Genomic DNA, 13,995 nt, shown 5'->3' on the forward strand with positions numbered 1-13,995 from the left:
TATTGCAGCTATCAGTGCCAATTACCTTATAGTTATGTAACTTGTGACAACCAAATTATCATCCTGAAAGTCACTAGCAAGTTATCATTCAATTTCTGATTTCTACTTCAGACTGCGCTCAATCATCCTCGAGATATCTACGGTTTTCGTTGATGGTTTGAATAATCTCATTCATCCAAATGAGATACCGAGGATTATTTACTTCCTTCTGTATTGTATCTCGTGTCTGCCGTAGATTCTCGACACTCTCAAAAAGAAGGACGTGTTCGCCGTTCACAAAAAAATCATTAACTTTCTGTACAATAGAAACTAAGTGACTTTCTCCTAAGCCAGATTTATTTGCTAGTTTGACAAAATACTTTGGAAACCTTTTATCAAATGATAGAATATTACTATTTTGAAAAATTAAAGCTGTAACTATTCCTTCAATTAAGTATTCACTAGCATTGGTTTCAATTAGGTGATTAACGTAGTTGGATGCACGAGTAGCATTGTTCCGAATGCATTGACCTATTAGTATCCCAAGATCTAAGCTCTGCTGTGGTTTGAAATAATCAATCACATCAATTGACAATAAGAAGTCAATTGCCAGTCCATTATTAGCATAGCTTGAAGTGTCTAAGAGTGCTCGTGTTCTTTCAAAAACCTTACTTTGATCAGGATAATATCTATACACATTTTGCAATGGAAATTCGCTCAGCTTCTCTTGGAATATCTCTGAGCTTTCTTTATCAAGCAACCCTTTCAATTCAATTTTATGAACTATTTTTATAAGTGTAAGGGGCTGTAAGCAGTTTTTTAATTGAAAGTATCTTATTAGCACTTTCTTAGTTTCCGAATCAAAAAGATTCCAGGTTTCGTCATCTATACATCCATACCAGACTGTAAATGGAAAATCAATGGCTTTATTATATAAGGGAAGTTTTGCGCATCCTTCAGGGCCTAAATGAATCAGTAATTCGATAAGATAGGATCTAAATCTCTTCGCGATATTAAAATCGATTTCAGGGCTAGCTGATTCAAGTAACGGGTTTGTCGGTTCAATATCTTTACCTAGCTCATACAAAAGAGTGTTGAAGGACCATTGCTGTATAGCAGGGTCAATACGAACAATAAATGGTTGGGCTGCCAAGCGAATTCCCGCAATTTCAGACGGATATAAGTATGCTTTGTTTGAAAGATCAGAAATCTGTTTAGTTATGTGGGGCTTTTTATAGAATAATGGTTTTGAGATAACTGCTACAGCAATGCGGATTATGTGTAGCACCGCTTCATTGGATGGCTGTAATTCGTACGGGTGTGCAAATATGCAACGTTGACTCCAACAGTACTCTAGATCTGTATTTTCAAGTTCCGAGATTACTGAAATCAATTTTGCTTTCTCAACAATCAACATATCAGCTGATTTTTTCTGGCTCTCCTGTCTCAATATTGCTTCATAGGCGGACTTTGCATTCGCCTCACCAAGAGTTTCATATTCACCGATTCGTCTTCTTAAAAACTCAATTATAGAAATCCATGTAAGTATATATGCAGCTCGATTAGCGTTAGCGAGAAAGCATACTTTTACTTCATTTAAGATCACCAAGTCTTCCTCGATCGAAATAGCCTGAAGTAGTAACTCAAAGTGCTGTTTTTTTTGACGCAGGGTCATCGTTGCTGCTATGTAAATCTATATTATGAGCGGTAAAGCTTCGTTGAAACGCTTATAGGATATCTTCGAGATGTGCGATGTCAAATATTGTATCGGGCAAGGCAAAGACTGCCTGATTTATTTCGACGGCGTTCCGGGGTGGAGTTTTTAATGGGAATTTTGTCAATCCATTAAGCAGCCTATGAATTTGGAATAGTGGCTCACCATTTCGTATTTGAACCAAATTCACATTTGCGTTTTTGGCAGTTTCATGGATTCTTGACCTCGGCCCCACCACATCATATAGCACAATGTCGTTTCTGGCCATTCTTCCAATTTTGTCTTCTATGACTTCCTGGTTACCAGCAGCAATCAGCCCAACCTCGATCCTTACTCTTCCACGTTTGGTCTCTACCTCAGCATCAGCTTCACGTTCTACTTCATTATCTCTACCAATATTAATCCAAAAATTTTCGCCCTCCGTAAATCCTAAAATTGTTAATAATGATTTTATTACAACTTTTTCTAGTTGCTTGCCAACTTTTGATTTATCGGAACCCCTAATGTTAAGTGTTGCGGCGCCGCCAATCATTAATAGCCAGGCTAGATCTGCACTATCCTCACGATCAATTCTTGTAAACAGCAGCTGTATGTCCGCTGCTAGGTTTCTTAATACTTCTGGATACTCGGCAGATGATAGCCCAAGATTTGTAGACGTTTTAGCTGTTATCCCTAACAGCCAAAAGATTAAATTCTTTTGTTCAGTGGTTTTAGATCTTGTTTGCTGAAGGTCTTTTAGCAAAGACTCCTGCCAAGCCCCTTGCCCAAATTGAGTCTTGGCAGATTGAACTACGTCCATTATCCAGAGATACGTGAGTAGCAATTTTTCCTTGGTGTTCTTTTCTGTCAGTAATCGATAATTTTTTCCCATAAGGATGTGCTCGGTCAGCTCTCTTAGAGCTCCATTCGAATAGGCGTTGGATAGCGTTACATTATCGTCAAGCCATCTTTTGTAAGTAGCAACGTTATATTCCATCTTTGATTAAATCGGTAAACTCCTCATCGATATTGAAATCAACTCGGATGTTTGAGGTATTTACTTTTGAAATTGAGTCCTTCATCAATTTAAAGTACTTTACTTCTCTATCTACTAATAGAAACCTTCTCCCCATTTTAAGCGCAACTTTTCCCACCGTTCCAGACCCGGCGAAAGGATCCAATACTAAATCATCAATAAATGAGTAGTATCTTATAACCTTTTCAACAAGCTCCTCTGGAAAAGTTGCAGGGTGAAATTTATTGAAACTTGGGTGGATATGCCAGATATTTGTTCGATCATATTCCCCCAGTATTTTGGAGTCCTTTACCAAGTTCTGATCATAATGATTCCTGATATTCCAGTCGATAAGTTTATCGGTTTTCTTTCGATAGACTAAAATATACTCAGTTACTGGTACGGGTTTGTATTGTAATGGTTGTCGATCGGCTGCGAACCGTCTTCCTCTTCCAATATTCCAACCAGCACCTTCGGGCTTTACCCAGAAAATGTCGTCAACGAACTCCAGCCCTATACTTTCTAGAATTCGATGGATATCAAAAGGTATCGCCATTCTCTTTGACGAAGTACTTCTTGATATTCGTTTGATCAAAACGGGAGATATATTTACAACAAAAAACCTACCTTCAGATAATATGGAGGTACATCGGAGAAATATCCTACGTAAAAAGTCGAGGTATTCCTGATAATCAACGTATTCTGAATACTCAGGCTTTGCATTGTAGTACGGCGGAGACGTAAATACTAATTGTGCCGTATCTGGCGGAAATTCGTCTAACACGTCTATACTATTTCCTAAAATTACTTTATTAGGCACAGGCGCTGGGTAAAATAGTCTCGTTTTATCTTTGGATGCTGTTTCGCTCTTTTCAGGGTTCTTGTGAGCTTTAACTCGCTCTACAATAATGTCTTTTTGAGTAGTATCAGTTATTCTGTCGACATTTCTGGTAATACAAACCTCCCCTATAAGGACAAGCTTGGAATTTTTTGTATTTAGGGGTACTCTCCATAGATCTGTTCTATCGTCATACTCAGGTAAACCAGTTGTAATTAAGTTAGAATACTCAGGTAAATTTTCCTCCACCCATTTTAAAGCTATGTTCCTAGCTCTGTTCGTTGTGCCTCTTTCAAACTTTAATGCCATCTATTCGATTATATAATTTTGACTATGAGGCTTTTAGGCCATTTGTATTTAAGAATATGTTAGGTTTTTGATCCATTCGCATCAATACATTGGATATGCGGCTAAGACGATAAGCTCTCATGTTCATCAATATCAACAGATACTTACGCATGTTAGAACTTCCGGGTCTAAGTTATAGAATTGTGCCAGCATAAGGTGCGTGTGATATTGATAAAAAGTATTTAAAAGGACTCTTACGGGTTTGTCAAACTCTATAATCTTATGCTGCTGAGCATACTACTAATAAGCCGAGGGGTGCGTCTATATGAAGGGGCGTACCCCTTAATGAACAACCCCCCATCAGTATTTACGGATCGGAGTGTGCCCCCCAGGTTTGTGTGAAAAGAGATTGGTGTAACGGATAAAATGACTTTTCAAACAAGGTTTTGAAAAATAAACCTACCAACTTACTGAATATTATAGCAAATGTGCTTATTAAAGTAGGTGAGAGCAGCTTAAACTATCGATCTACGGCTGTTTTACGAACCGAGCTAAGGCAGCATCAAGATTGGATGCTAAAAGCCTGCCAGACAAAAGAAATCACACTGATCGTTCTAACCAAATCGATGCTTGACCATCTAGATTACTATACCTAAATTCGAAAACATCAATAAGGATATAAATGCCTCTGTTTGTGAAATTGTTTGAAAATAAAAAAGCACTTAGGAGTTTTGTCTCGTAAGTGCTTGATTATCTGGTGGGAGTTGAGGGATTCGAACCCCCGACCCTCTGCTTGTAAGGCAGATGCTCTGAACCAACTGAGCTAAACTCCCTTTTTCCCGTCGTTTGGGAGTGCAAATATGTGCGACTAAATCTAGGTCTGCAAACTTTTTTAGAAAAAAATTTAAAAAATTTTACAAGCAATTGAAAATCAATATACCTACTCGAAGTTCAAATAGAGCGTCACCGTGTGAGTTGACATTCTACTTATGCCCGATCCGACAGAATTTTGAGTTGGCTGAAACATATTTGTCAAACCATGCGAAAATCGCAGTTCAGGGGCGAATTTGAAGAACTCAAAAAACTGCTCGTAACCTACTCCATAATCTATCGAGAAGTCTGTCGACTTAGTGTCCAGCTTTCCCGAGCCGCCTCCGCGATTTCGCTTTACGTTGGTCTCAACTCCGAAAGTAACCCCTGCCAGCATATACATGCGCGAGTTGACCCGACGCAGCGATTTGTATTTCAAAAGCAATGGTACTTCTATCCAGGTCGACTCCCGCTTTTCTATCCGGTCCGCAGCATTTGGATAACTGAACTTAACCTGTCGCTCATACAAAGAAACCGATGGGGTTGTACGAAGGTCAAAATGGTCGGTCAGGAATGCATTAACGATAAATCCCATTCGAAAGGACGCCTGCGTAGGAGACTGAATGACAAATGCAGAATCCTTATGCAAAAAATTGTTATTGTGCCTGATATTAAAGCGAGTGAATGGTACCGCGAACAGTATTCCGTAATGAATGGGCTTGTCGTCGTAATATTCCAGGTGCTTTCTCCTGTAACCTATACCCTGCGCCATGCAATCCTGCGCCGCGATCAGCAGCATGAGCATTCCTAATATTACTTTTGCCCGATGTAAATTGAACAAATCCCGAAGGTAAGTGATATGCATTTGGTATTAGTAAAACCTGCTTTTCTATAAATTTCCAGGAAAGCTTCTCCGTCGGGAAACGCCTGGACCGATTCGGGCAGATATGTGTAAGCCGAACTATCCTTTGAGACGGTCTTTCCTATGATTGGTAATATGTATTTGAAATAAAAATTATAAAACTGCTTAAAAGGAAAGCTGCGCGGCTTTGAAAACTCTACTACCACGCAATTTCCTCCCGGCTTCATCACGCGGTTCATTTCTGTCAGACCAGCCAGCAAATTCTGAAAATTCCGTACTCCAAACGAAACGATAATTGCGTCGAAATAATTGTCCGCAAAACTCAAACTTTCCGAGTCGCCCTTTTGCAGCGTGATCACATTTTGCTTGCCGATTTTGGCAATTTTCTCGCGTCCGACGGCGAGCATTCCTTCCGAGATATCTACGCCAATAATACGCTCCGGATTCAGCGAAAGCGCCTCGATAGCGAAGTCGCCAGTACCAGTGGCAATGTCCAGTATAACCTTTGGTTGCTGCTTTTTCAGCAGTTTGATCGCTCGTTTTCTCCAATATATATCCACGCCCGCGCTGAGTACGTGGTTAAGCAAATCGTATTTTGGCGAGATGTTGTCGAACATTTCGGCAACCTGCTCTCTTTTGCTGCCCTCCTTGTCCTTGTAAGGTACTACACTCATTTTCTTTTCTGATAAATGCAACTATGAACAAAACTAACAGATAATTGCGGTTTCGCGTTGACGGGAGTGCTGTATTTACGGTAAGTGGCTGACGAAAAGCGTAAACCGTCGTCTAAATGGGGACGCAATCTTTTCACATCTAAAATCCCATTCTCATGCACCACTTGTATCTGCTCCTGATCCTCTGCTTTCTGCAACTGGATGTTTACTGTCAGAAACCTTTGCACCCTTATTCTTCCAATGGGATAAGCGGGAAGAAGAGTTACAACCGGAAACAGGAACGCGACATTTTCATCGGAGCCGGCAGCGGCCTTACGCAGTTCTTCGGAGAGCTGAATGGACAGGATATGCGGAGTATGCTGGGTGTGAATATTGGAAAAGCACTAACCAAAGAATTTTCGGTCGTAATCAATTTTACTGCTGGAAAAATTGGCGGGGAACAATTGCCCTTTTTCAACTCGTACTTTTTAAATGAGTACAACTCCATTGAGCTGCTGGCTAAATGGGATCTAACAGAACAGTTCAGCACGTTCGAACCCGGACCTTTGCACTGGATGGTGTACGGCGGCATCGGTCAAATCTATTTCAGTGCGAATGCTTACGACCTGGACAACGGCAAGCTGCTGCGGTTTACCAACAGCAAGCTAAGTGCACGAAACCCGCTATTCCTGCGCTGGGGACCCGCAAGCGGACCGACAGGTATCAAAAGGACAAGAGAGGGTATGCTTCCGCTGGGCACTTCTTTGGAATTTGCATTGTTGCCTGCATTGAAAATAAGTGCCGACTATCGCTTCTATTTTGTGAGAACAGATAAAATGGACGCGACATCGGGACGAAGGCTGATCAATCCGGAAGAAAGCGAGTCTTACAGCGACACTCCGAATGACAAGTTCAGTTTTCTGGGAATTTCACTTACTTACCACTTCGGCAAACTGAGTAAAAAGCAGCAACGCAGCAAAAATGGCAATTAATTACAAGCTATATCCCTCTATTCTTAATTGTTTCGACCGGTTTGAAAAAGGCCATTTAACTGAACAAGAGCTAATTGACCGGATCAACCGCATTCCTGTGCCGCAAACAGAAGCGCAGCAAAGAGGGGTTTCGTTTGAAGAAGCCGTTATTAAAGGAACAGACGAAGAAATGTTTGATCCCGAAGTGCTGGACAAGGTGCGTGCATTACTTCCCCGGCCAATGCTACGGACCCAATTTTACTGCGAGTACCAGCTGAACAATGTACTGCTCTACGGTTATGTAGATGTTTTGGGTAAAATGTTTGCGGCGGACATTAAAACTACAAGCAACTATAAACCAGGACAGTACAGTCAAAATCACCAGAACTTCTATCTCCCTGCATTAAGGGCAAAAGGTGTACGCAGCCTGCGCTACATCATCACCGACTTCCAGCAGGTTTACCAGGAAGATTACGATCACGGGCTCGATCTTTCATTGCAGGAAATGCAGGTTAAGTCATTTTGTGAATTTCTGGAAACGCACCGGGAGGCAGTCACGGATAAGCGGATTTTTGGAGGTTAGCTCGTCCAGATTTTGTCTTGTTTCAGACAATGTTGTAGAAAACTCTTCGCTGACATTTCAGAATAACCGCTGACAAAACACTCCGCAGATTTTGCATTCGCAAATTTCGCCTGGGTTTCCAACATCAACTCGATACCATCAGAATTGGTCACGAATGTTTTGATACAAACAACTTCGTCCCCTGCTTCATTGCAATCGCGATGGAGGCAGATTTCGGTTTGTCTTTCAGGGAGATGAATGATTTTAAAGTTCATAGGATGTATATAGTTGCTGAAAAGATTTTTCCGAATGTAGATCAGTAATATAGGATTGTGCACAACGGATCAGTTGTACCGTAAGAATTTATTTGAAACAGAGCTTAGTTTAGCTTATACCCAAAAACTAAACTTACACTTTACTTAGTTTAGTTTTTACTATAAAATCTAAACTAAGAAACTTTTTAGTTTAGATTTAATCGATTTTCTAAACTAAAAAGAACTTAAAGCAGGGAGCGTTAATTAAGGTTATTACAACAGTCGCAACCTGAGAACATAAATTAGAATTGGCAACCGATGCCGGACATTGACCTGGAAGGCAAAATTCAAACCTTCGGTACGCGCGGCAGAGGCCAAGAAAAAAAAAGCCGCTGCGATTGCTCGTAGCGGCTTTAATTTGTGGTGATGGACGGAATCGAACCGCCGACACAAGGATTTTCAGTCCTTTGCTCTACCGACTGAGCTACATCACCAGGCTCAATTGGTTCCCTTTGGGACTGCAAAATTAGAAGTTTGGTTTTGGTTTACAAATTATTTTCAAAAATATTTCTTTGAAACTGGGCGCAAAAGAGCCTTTTGCCTCATTTCCTGAGACTTAGACTTCCACAACTATAATTTCTCTCAAAACCGTTTGCATCGAAATACATTTTTGTCATATTTGTTATGGTATGCTTGCATACTATTGATAGTGGAATTAAATCCGATGGCATAGATGACCTTAATACAGCAAGTTGCATTCATATTGGTTTTAGCCGCCGTTTTTTGGATACTGGCTAGACGGGTTCGTCTGATCAGAAAAACCATATCGATTGGCCAAAAAGAAGATCGGCACGATCAGCCTTCCAGACGTTTTTCTACCATGATGCGCATTGCTTTCGGACAAAAGAAAATGTTTGACAAGCCGCTCATCGGCGTTCTTCACTTTGCAGTTTATATCGGCTTCATTTTGATCAATGTCGAAGTACTTGAAATTATTTTAGACGGTATTTTGGGTAAGCACAGGATCCTGGCTCCATTGCTAGGCAGCTTTTACAATTACCTGATCAGTTTTTTCGAGATCCTAGCAACTGGCGTTCTGATCGCCTGCGTTATCTTCCTGATCCGCAGATACAACCCAGGCGTACAGCGGCTCCAACCTGCGCGCCACCGGGAAATGAATGGGTGGCCGCAACTCGACGGTAAGCTGATATTGGTCCTCGAAATTGTGCTCATGATCGCAATCCTGACCATGAATGCAGCAGATAGCGTTCTGCAGAAAGCCGGACATTCGCATTACACCGCAACAGGCGACTTTCTTGTAAGCAGTCTTTTACAACCTATATTTTCAAACTGGAATACGGATGCGCTGGTGATTTATGAGCGTATTGCCTGGTGGCTGCACATCGTGGGGATTTTGGGCTTCGCAGTTTATCTGACTTACTCCAAGCACCTGCATATTATTCTCGCATTCCCAAACACGTATTTCGCCCGACTTAAACCGAAAGGCGAAATGAATAATATGCCGGAAATTACAAGCGAGGTAAAAGTAATGCTGGGCCTTGAAAATCAGAATACAGATGCCGTGGTGCCGGAGCGTTTTGGTGCAAAAGATGTGACTGATCTATCCTGGAAAAACCTGATGGACGCATATTCCTGTACAGAATGCGGCAGATGCACCGCCGCTTGCCCCGCAAATATTACCGGCAAAAAATTATCGCCTCGCAAGATCATGATGGACACGCGTGACCGGCTTGAAGATGTAGGCAGGATCATGCAGGCCAACAAAGGTGAATTCGTGCCCGATAACAAGAGTCTGATCGGGGATTACATCTTGGAAGAAGAGATTCTGGCTTGTACAACCTGCAATGCGTGTGTTCAGGAATGTCCTGTATTGATTAACCCACTCGATATTATATTGCAGCTGAGGAGGTACAAAGTAATGGACGAAGCGCAGGCACCTGGCTCGTGGAATGCGATGTTTCAAAATCTGGAAACCAACCAGGCGCCCTGGAAATTTTCTCCTGGTGATCGGTTTAATTGGGCCGATGCTGTGCGGTAAGTTTAATCAGGAATTGTAAAAAGTCCGAATATGGAACAAGCAGAATACCGGGTGCCAACAATGGCGGAAATGGCGGCGAACAATGAATCGCCCGAGATACTGTTCTGGGTGGGTTGCGCCGGCTCTTTTGACGACCGATATAAAAAGGTCACAGTCGCATTCGTGAAGATATTGAACAAAGCGAAGATCAGGTTCGCTGTGTTGGGAACCGAAGAAAGCTGCACAGGAGATCCCGCCCGACGCGCTGGTAACGAATTTAACTTTCAAATGCTGGCTATGTCCAACATCCAGGTTCTGGATATGTATGGAGTAAAGAAGATTGTGACAGCTTGTCCGCATTGCTTCAATACACTCAAAAATGAGTACCCGGAGCTCGGAGGGAATTACGAGGTTATACACCATTCGCAGTTTTTACAGCAACTCATAGATGAAGGAAGAATCAGGCCGGAAGACGGACTTCCATTCAAAGGGAAGAAAATAACTTTTCACGACTCCTGCTACCTCGGTCGTGCCAACGACATTTACGAGGCGCCGCGTCACGTTCTTAAAACGCTCGATGCAGATCTTACCGAAATGAAACGCTCGCGCGCCAAGGGACTTTGCTGTGGTGCAGGCGGTGCCCAGATGTTTAAAGAACCCGAAAAAGGCAACAAAGACGTCAATATCGAGCGGGTTGAAGAAGCACTTGCAACCGGCGCAGATACGATTGCCGTAGCTTGTCCGTTTTGTATGATTATGATGACCGACGGTTTGAAAAACAAGGAAAGGGAGGATTCTGTCAAAATCTATGATCTTGCAGAGTTGGTAGCACAGGCAAATGGGCTATAAAGCGCCTTTTTACTGTAAGAACTTAGTAAGATTATTCATTGTTGAAATTTGACGACGACATTTGTCAGAACATAAATTGAAGTGAAACCATGTACATTCCATTCAGCGATATAGATCTTAAGGCGAGAATCTGGATTTACCAGGCTAATCGCCAGCTTACCGAAACAGAAACAGGCATCATCACAGAAACCCTGAAAGCCTCGCTTGATAGCTGGGAAGCACACGGAAAACGGCTGACCGCCTCAGGAAAGGTGTTTGAACATCGCTTTGTAGTAATCGCTGTTGACGAAAGGGACGAACTCCCGAGCGGCTGTTCCATTGACAAATCCGTGCATTGGTTGCAGGAGATCGGACAACGTATGCAGATCGACTTCTTCGACCGCTCGCTGGCGTACCTGGATGAAAATGGCGAAGTTCAAACCATACCGGTTGCTAAGATCAAACAATCTGTTCAGGACGAGATCATTCAACCTTTTACTACCATTTTTGACAACCAGGTGGCCACAAAAGCGCAATGGATGACGCGCTGGAAAATCGCAGCTTCCAATTCCTGGCTGAATCGTTATTTCAGTGAGCAGAGCAGTTTAAAGGAAAAATAGATAGTTTTGAAGTCCAACCAGTCGATACTTTCATGAAGTTTTCCGGAATTGCTGCTGTCCTGTTCCTCTGCCTGGCACTTGTTGCCTGCGACGAAAACGTGGTTTACAAGGCGCATGAAGATATTGACGATGGCCTTTGGTATATCAAAAACAGGCCTACCTTCAAGGTCGAAATTACTGATACTACTCAGACCTATAATCTCTACTACCTGCTCAGGAACACGCTGCAATACCCTTATTACAATTTGTATATGACAAGAAACTTTGTTGGTCCCGACCAGAAAGTGATTTCAAATACTTTGGAAGAAGTGTATTTATCGAATGAAGTTACCGGCAAGCCTTATGGTCACGGACTGGGTGATTTGTTTGATCACAAAATTCCTTTTCTCAAAAACTATCGGTTTCCAAGGTCCGGGATCTACACGTTCACACTCTCTCAATCCATGCGGCAAAATCCGCTCCCATTTGTAATGAGCGTGGGAATAAGTGTTGAGAAAGTACCTGTTAAGTAGGCTGTTAGCTGTCAGCAGACCCGGGCTGAATGTTACCGGAAAATCCCTCCGGTTTTTTGCGGGGTTTGTTGCGGTATCTTCGGTAGGGCTTCTTCTTAAATTCCGGAGTGACTACTGCTTCCCGCTGCAACTCCGCTTGTTCTGCGGCTACTTCATGTACCGGCTCGCCCAATAAAAACCCGTACGGTTCCAGGCTCGGAATTGTATCCAGGATCACTTTCAGGATTGCAGTGACAGGAAGTGCAAGGATCAAACCAGAAAGTCCCCATAATTGGCCGCCCAGAAACAATGCAATGATTGCCGCCAGAGGATTCACACTTACTTTGGATCCTACGATATTGGGGGTGATAAAGTTACCTTCCAGAAACTGAACAAAGCTCATTACCCCGATCACTCCTACTGCGTACCAGGGCGAATCCATAGTTACAATACTTAAAAGAGCAGGAAGAACCGAGCCTATCAGGATGCCGATATAGGGAATCAGGATTAAGAACCCGGCCAAAAATCCAAAGAATATGGCGTGCGGAATTCCCAAAAGCAGCAGTCCGACACTATTCAAAACACCTACGATCAGAATTACCAGAAATAATCCGGACAAGTAACTTTGGATTACCTCATAAATTTTCCTCAACAATGCATTCAGATCTTCGTTAGGTACATTCCGGATCGCTTTATGCACGAACATTCTGAAAAAGTCGCGGTAAAGCATGAAGAAGAAGATGTAAAGCGGGATTAACACAAACGTCGAAATTGCGCCGGTAGTGGTTACAAGCGTATTCAGGAGAAAAGCGCGACCTTCCGTAAGTGCATTCACCAGGTATTTTTTACCCTCACTTACCTGCTGGCTGCGGCTGATATTGAGATAGCGCTCGCCCATTGTAAGCGTTTGATCCATGATAGTTTCTGCCTTTTCAGTAATACGGGGCAACTCTTCTGCAAAACTTCCAATCTGAATGGAAACTACATAGATCAGAATAACGATAACTGTAAAAAGCGTTAAGATACTTAGGAGGATTGCGCCGATCCGCGGTACTTTCTTTCTTTCAAGCCAGGCACAGACGGGATAAAGCAGAATGGCCAGCAGGATTGAAAATGCAAGTGGAATGATAGTTTCACGAAGAACAAACAGAATGTAAACCGTTGCAATCAATGCCACAAGTGCGCTGGCTAACTTCAGGTAAACGGGTGTTTCTTTACTTTTGTCCGGAACAGGGCGTAATGTTGAATTCATGAATAAGTTAATGTACGTGTGGTTTGCTGTGAAGACGCTTTTTTCTACCTGCGATTCTGATCACAAAGTCAACAATTTCAAGAGAGTACGGTCTGAGTACAAAATTAGCAAAATAGGCAAGCTTCCTAGCTTGATCTCTGAAAGTTCGGGGCTCGCAAGGTCGCAGAATGCAAACATATTCTGGTCGCACAATGACAGCGGCGGCAAACCCGAGCTGTACGGATTTGATCTTTCCGGTAAACTCATTTCAATCAAAGCCATTCCACAGGCGAAAAATGTAGATTGGGAAGACCTGGCCGAAGACAAGGTTGGTAACATTTACATTGGTGATTTTGGCAATAATGCAGCTACACGATCCGAATATGAGATTTATAAATACAATAGCCTTGACTCGACTACCCAGGTAATCAAGTTCAAATACGCCGAGCAGCAAAAACCCGCAAAGAACAGCGCGGGCCGAATTTTCGATTCGGAAGCTTTTTTTCATCACAAGGACAGCCTTTATTTATTTTCCAAGAACTGGGGAGATGATCCGGTTGTGAGAATGTACCGCATTTCGGATAAACCCGGGGATTATGTAGTCAGTGTGGCAGACAGTATCCCGGTGAATGCGCAGGTAACCTCAGCAGATATCAGTCCCGACGGTAAAAGGTTCGTGCTGCTGACTTATGGGAAAGTGCTGGTGTTTGAAGTCTCTGGCGACGGCATTAATTTTAGTAAACCCGTGGGCTGTTTCCGGTTGGTAAAAAAGCAAAACGAGGCGATCTTGTTTTTGAACAATACCGATATGCTTGTCACCGCCGAGCAGGGAGATATGTACCGGATTACTTATCGTTGATAT

Annotated in this window: 14 protein-coding genes and 2 tRNA genes; 7 read left to right on the plus strand and 9 right to left on the minus strand. The window is 42.5% G+C overall.

Going from position 1 to position 13,995, the window contains the following annotated elements:
* Nucleotides 1-118: 118 nt before the first annotated feature.
* The 6 genes from Q369_RS0116960 to ubiE all read right to left on the minus strand — a co-directional run bounded on the left by Q369_RS0116960 (nt 119) and on the right by ubiE (nt 6,159).
* Nucleotides 119-1,654 carry a hypothetical protein gene (locus Q369_RS0116960; protein WP_031528981.1) on the minus strand — a complete coding sequence of 512 codons (1,536 nt, stop codon included), beginning with the start codon at nt 1,652-1,654 and terminating at the stop codon, nt 119-121.
* 52 nt (nt 1,655-1,706) lie between these two features.
* Nucleotides 1,707-2,669 carry a CfrBI family restriction endonuclease gene (locus Q369_RS0116965; RefSeq protein ID WP_031528982.1) on the minus strand — a complete coding sequence of 321 codons (963 nt, stop codon included), beginning with the start codon at nt 2,667-2,669 and terminating at the stop codon, nt 1,707-1,709.
* Nucleotides 2,659-3,834: a DNA-methyltransferase gene (locus Q369_RS0116970; RefSeq protein ID WP_031528983.1), complete on the minus strand. Its 1,176-nt coding sequence runs from the start codon at nt 3,832-3,834 to the stop codon at nt 2,659-2,661. The genes Q369_RS0116965 and Q369_RS0116970 overlap by 11 nt, the downstream gene beginning before the upstream one ends.
* Before the next feature lie 734 nt (nt 3,835-4,568).
* Nucleotides 4,569-4,646 (minus strand) — tRNA-Val (locus tag Q369_RS0116975).
* Between the two features lie 107 nt (nt 4,647-4,753).
* The gene (porT, locus tag Q369_RS0116980; RefSeq protein WP_051664103.1) at nt 4,754-5,488 is read right to left on the minus strand and encodes a type IX secretion/gliding motility protein PorT/SprT; all 735 of its coding nucleotides are present in this window, start codon (nt 5,486-5,488) and stop codon (nt 4,754-4,756) included.
* Nucleotides 5,437-6,159 carry a bifunctional demethylmenaquinone methyltransferase/2-methoxy-6-polyprenyl-1,4-benzoquinol methylase UbiE gene (gene ubiE, locus Q369_RS0116985; RefSeq protein ID WP_031528985.1) on the minus strand — a complete coding sequence of 241 codons (723 nt, stop codon included), beginning with the start codon at nt 6,157-6,159 and terminating at the stop codon, nt 5,437-5,439. Before ubiE ends, porT begins: the two co-directional genes overlap by 52 nt.
* Before the next feature lie 155 nt (nt 6,160-6,314).
* Here ubiE and Q369_RS0116990 point away from each other — a divergent pair, with 155 nt between their 5' ends.
* Complete coding sequence (locus Q369_RS0116990; RefSeq protein ID WP_051664104.1) at nt 6,315-7,130, plus strand: hypothetical protein; 816 nt, start codon at nt 6,315-6,317, stop codon at nt 7,128-7,130.
* Nucleotides 7,120-7,692, plus strand: a complete 573-nt coding sequence (locus Q369_RS0116995) for a hypothetical protein (RefSeq protein ID WP_031528987.1) — start codon at nt 7,120-7,122, stop codon at nt 7,690-7,692. The genes Q369_RS0116990 and Q369_RS0116995 overlap by 11 nt, the downstream gene beginning before the upstream one ends.
* On the opposite strand, the gene Q369_RS0117000 is transcribed toward Q369_RS0116995, so the two are convergent.
* Nucleotides 7,689-7,946: a hypothetical protein gene (locus Q369_RS0117000; protein ID WP_031528988.1), complete on the minus strand. Its 258-nt coding sequence runs from the start codon at nt 7,944-7,946 to the stop codon at nt 7,689-7,691. The genes Q369_RS0116995 and Q369_RS0117000 overlap by 4 nt on opposite strands.
* Before the next feature lie 400 nt (nt 7,947-8,346).
* Nucleotides 8,347-8,419: transfer RNA gene (locus Q369_RS0117010), tRNA-Phe, on the minus strand.
* Between the two features lie 239 nt (nt 8,420-8,658).
* On the opposite strand from Q369_RS0117010, the gene Q369_RS0117015 reads away from it, so the two are divergent.
* The 4 genes from Q369_RS0117015 to Q369_RS0117030 all read left to right on the plus strand — a co-directional run bounded on the left by Q369_RS0117015 (nt 8,659) and on the right by Q369_RS0117030 (nt 11,923).
* Nucleotides 8,659-9,984 (plus strand): 4Fe-4S dicluster domain-containing protein, encoded by a 1,326-nt coding sequence (locus tag Q369_RS0117015; RefSeq protein ID WP_031528989.1) that lies wholly within the window; start codon nt 8,659-8,661, stop codon nt 9,982-9,984.
* A gap of 30 nt (nt 9,985-10,014) precedes the next feature.
* The gene (locus Q369_RS0117020) at nt 10,015-10,812 is read left to right on the plus strand and encodes a (Fe-S)-binding protein (protein WP_031528990.1); all 798 of its coding nucleotides are present in this window, start codon (nt 10,015-10,017) and stop codon (nt 10,810-10,812) included.
* Between the two features lie 89 nt (nt 10,813-10,901).
* Complete coding sequence (locus Q369_RS0117025) at nt 10,902-11,411, plus strand: hypothetical protein (RefSeq protein ID WP_031528991.1); 510 nt, start codon at nt 10,902-10,904, stop codon at nt 11,409-11,411.
* 32 nt (nt 11,412-11,443) lie between these two features.
* Nucleotides 11,444-11,923 (plus strand): gliding motility lipoprotein GldH, encoded by a 480-nt coding sequence (locus Q369_RS0117030; protein ID WP_031528992.1) that lies wholly within the window; start codon nt 11,444-11,446, stop codon nt 11,921-11,923.
* Between the two features lie 4 nt (nt 11,924-11,927).
* Here the strand turns inward: Q369_RS0117030 and Q369_RS0117035 are convergent, their stop codons facing one another.
* Nucleotides 11,928-13,154: an AI-2E family transporter gene (locus tag Q369_RS0117035; RefSeq protein WP_051664105.1), complete on the minus strand. Its 1,227-nt coding sequence runs from the start codon at nt 13,152-13,154 to the stop codon at nt 11,928-11,930.
* Between Q369_RS0117035 and Q369_RS0117040 the strand changes: the two genes are divergently transcribed.
* Nucleotides 13,153-13,992 (plus strand): hypothetical protein, encoded by an 840-nt coding sequence (locus tag Q369_RS0117040; RefSeq protein WP_031528994.1) that lies wholly within the window; start codon nt 13,153-13,155, stop codon nt 13,990-13,992. The genes Q369_RS0117035 and Q369_RS0117040 overlap by 2 nt on opposite strands.
* Nucleotides 13,993-13,995: the final 3 nt, after the last annotated feature.

Origin of the sequence: Dyadobacter crusticola DSM 16708 (assembly GCF_000701505.1) — a bacterium.
Taxonomy (GTDB): domain Bacteria; phylum Bacteroidota; class Bacteroidia; order Cytophagales; family Spirosomataceae; genus Dyadobacter; species Dyadobacter crusticola.

Excerpts from the sequence above, each read along its gene's own strand:
- Q369_RS0116960 (WP_031528981.1), bottom strand. The coding sequence starts at position 1,654 with ATGACCCTGCGTCAAAAAAAACAGCACTTTGAGTTACTACTTCAGGCT.
- Q369_RS0116965 (WP_031528982.1), bottom strand. The coding sequence starts at position 2,669 with ATGGAATATAACGTTGCTACTTACAAAAGATGGCTTGACGATAATGTA.
- Q369_RS0116970 (WP_031528983.1), bottom strand. The coding sequence starts at position 3,834 with ATGGCATTAAAGTTTGAAAGAGGCACAACGAACAGAGCTAGGAACATA.
- porT (WP_051664103.1), bottom strand. The coding sequence starts at position 5,488 with ATGCATATCACTTACCTTCGGGATTTGTTCAATTTACATCGGGCAAAA.
- ubiE (WP_031528985.1), bottom strand. The coding sequence starts at position 6,159 with ATGAGTGTAGTACCTTACAAGGACAAGGAGGGCAGCAAAAGAGAGCAG.
- Q369_RS0116990 (WP_051664104.1), top strand. The coding sequence starts at position 6,315 with ATGCACCACTTGTATCTGCTCCTGATCCTCTGCTTTCTGCAACTGGAT.
- Q369_RS0116995 (WP_031528987.1), top strand. The coding sequence starts at position 7,120 with ATGGCAATTAATTACAAGCTATATCCCTCTATTCTTAATTGTTTCGAC.
- Q369_RS0117000 (WP_031528988.1), bottom strand. The coding sequence starts at position 7,946 with ATGAACTTTAAAATCATTCATCTCCCTGAAAGACAAACCGAAATCTGC.
- Q369_RS0117015 (WP_031528989.1), top strand. The coding sequence starts at position 8,659 with ATGACCTTAATACAGCAAGTTGCATTCATATTGGTTTTAGCCGCCGTT.
- Q369_RS0117020 (WP_031528990.1), top strand. The coding sequence starts at position 10,015 with ATGGAACAAGCAGAATACCGGGTGCCAACAATGGCGGAAATGGCGGCG.
- Q369_RS0117025 (WP_031528991.1), top strand. The coding sequence starts at position 10,902 with ATGTACATTCCATTCAGCGATATAGATCTTAAGGCGAGAATCTGGATT.
- Q369_RS0117030 (WP_031528992.1), top strand. The coding sequence starts at position 11,444 with ATGAAGTTTTCCGGAATTGCTGCTGTCCTGTTCCTCTGCCTGGCACTT.
- Q369_RS0117040 (WP_031528994.1), top strand. The coding sequence starts at position 13,153 with ATGAATAAGTTAATGTACGTGTGGTTTGCTGTGAAGACGCTTTTTTCT.
- Q369_RS0117035 (WP_051664105.1), bottom strand. The coding sequence starts at position 13,154 with ATGAATTCAACATTACGCCCTGTTCCGGACAAAAGTAAAGAAACACCC.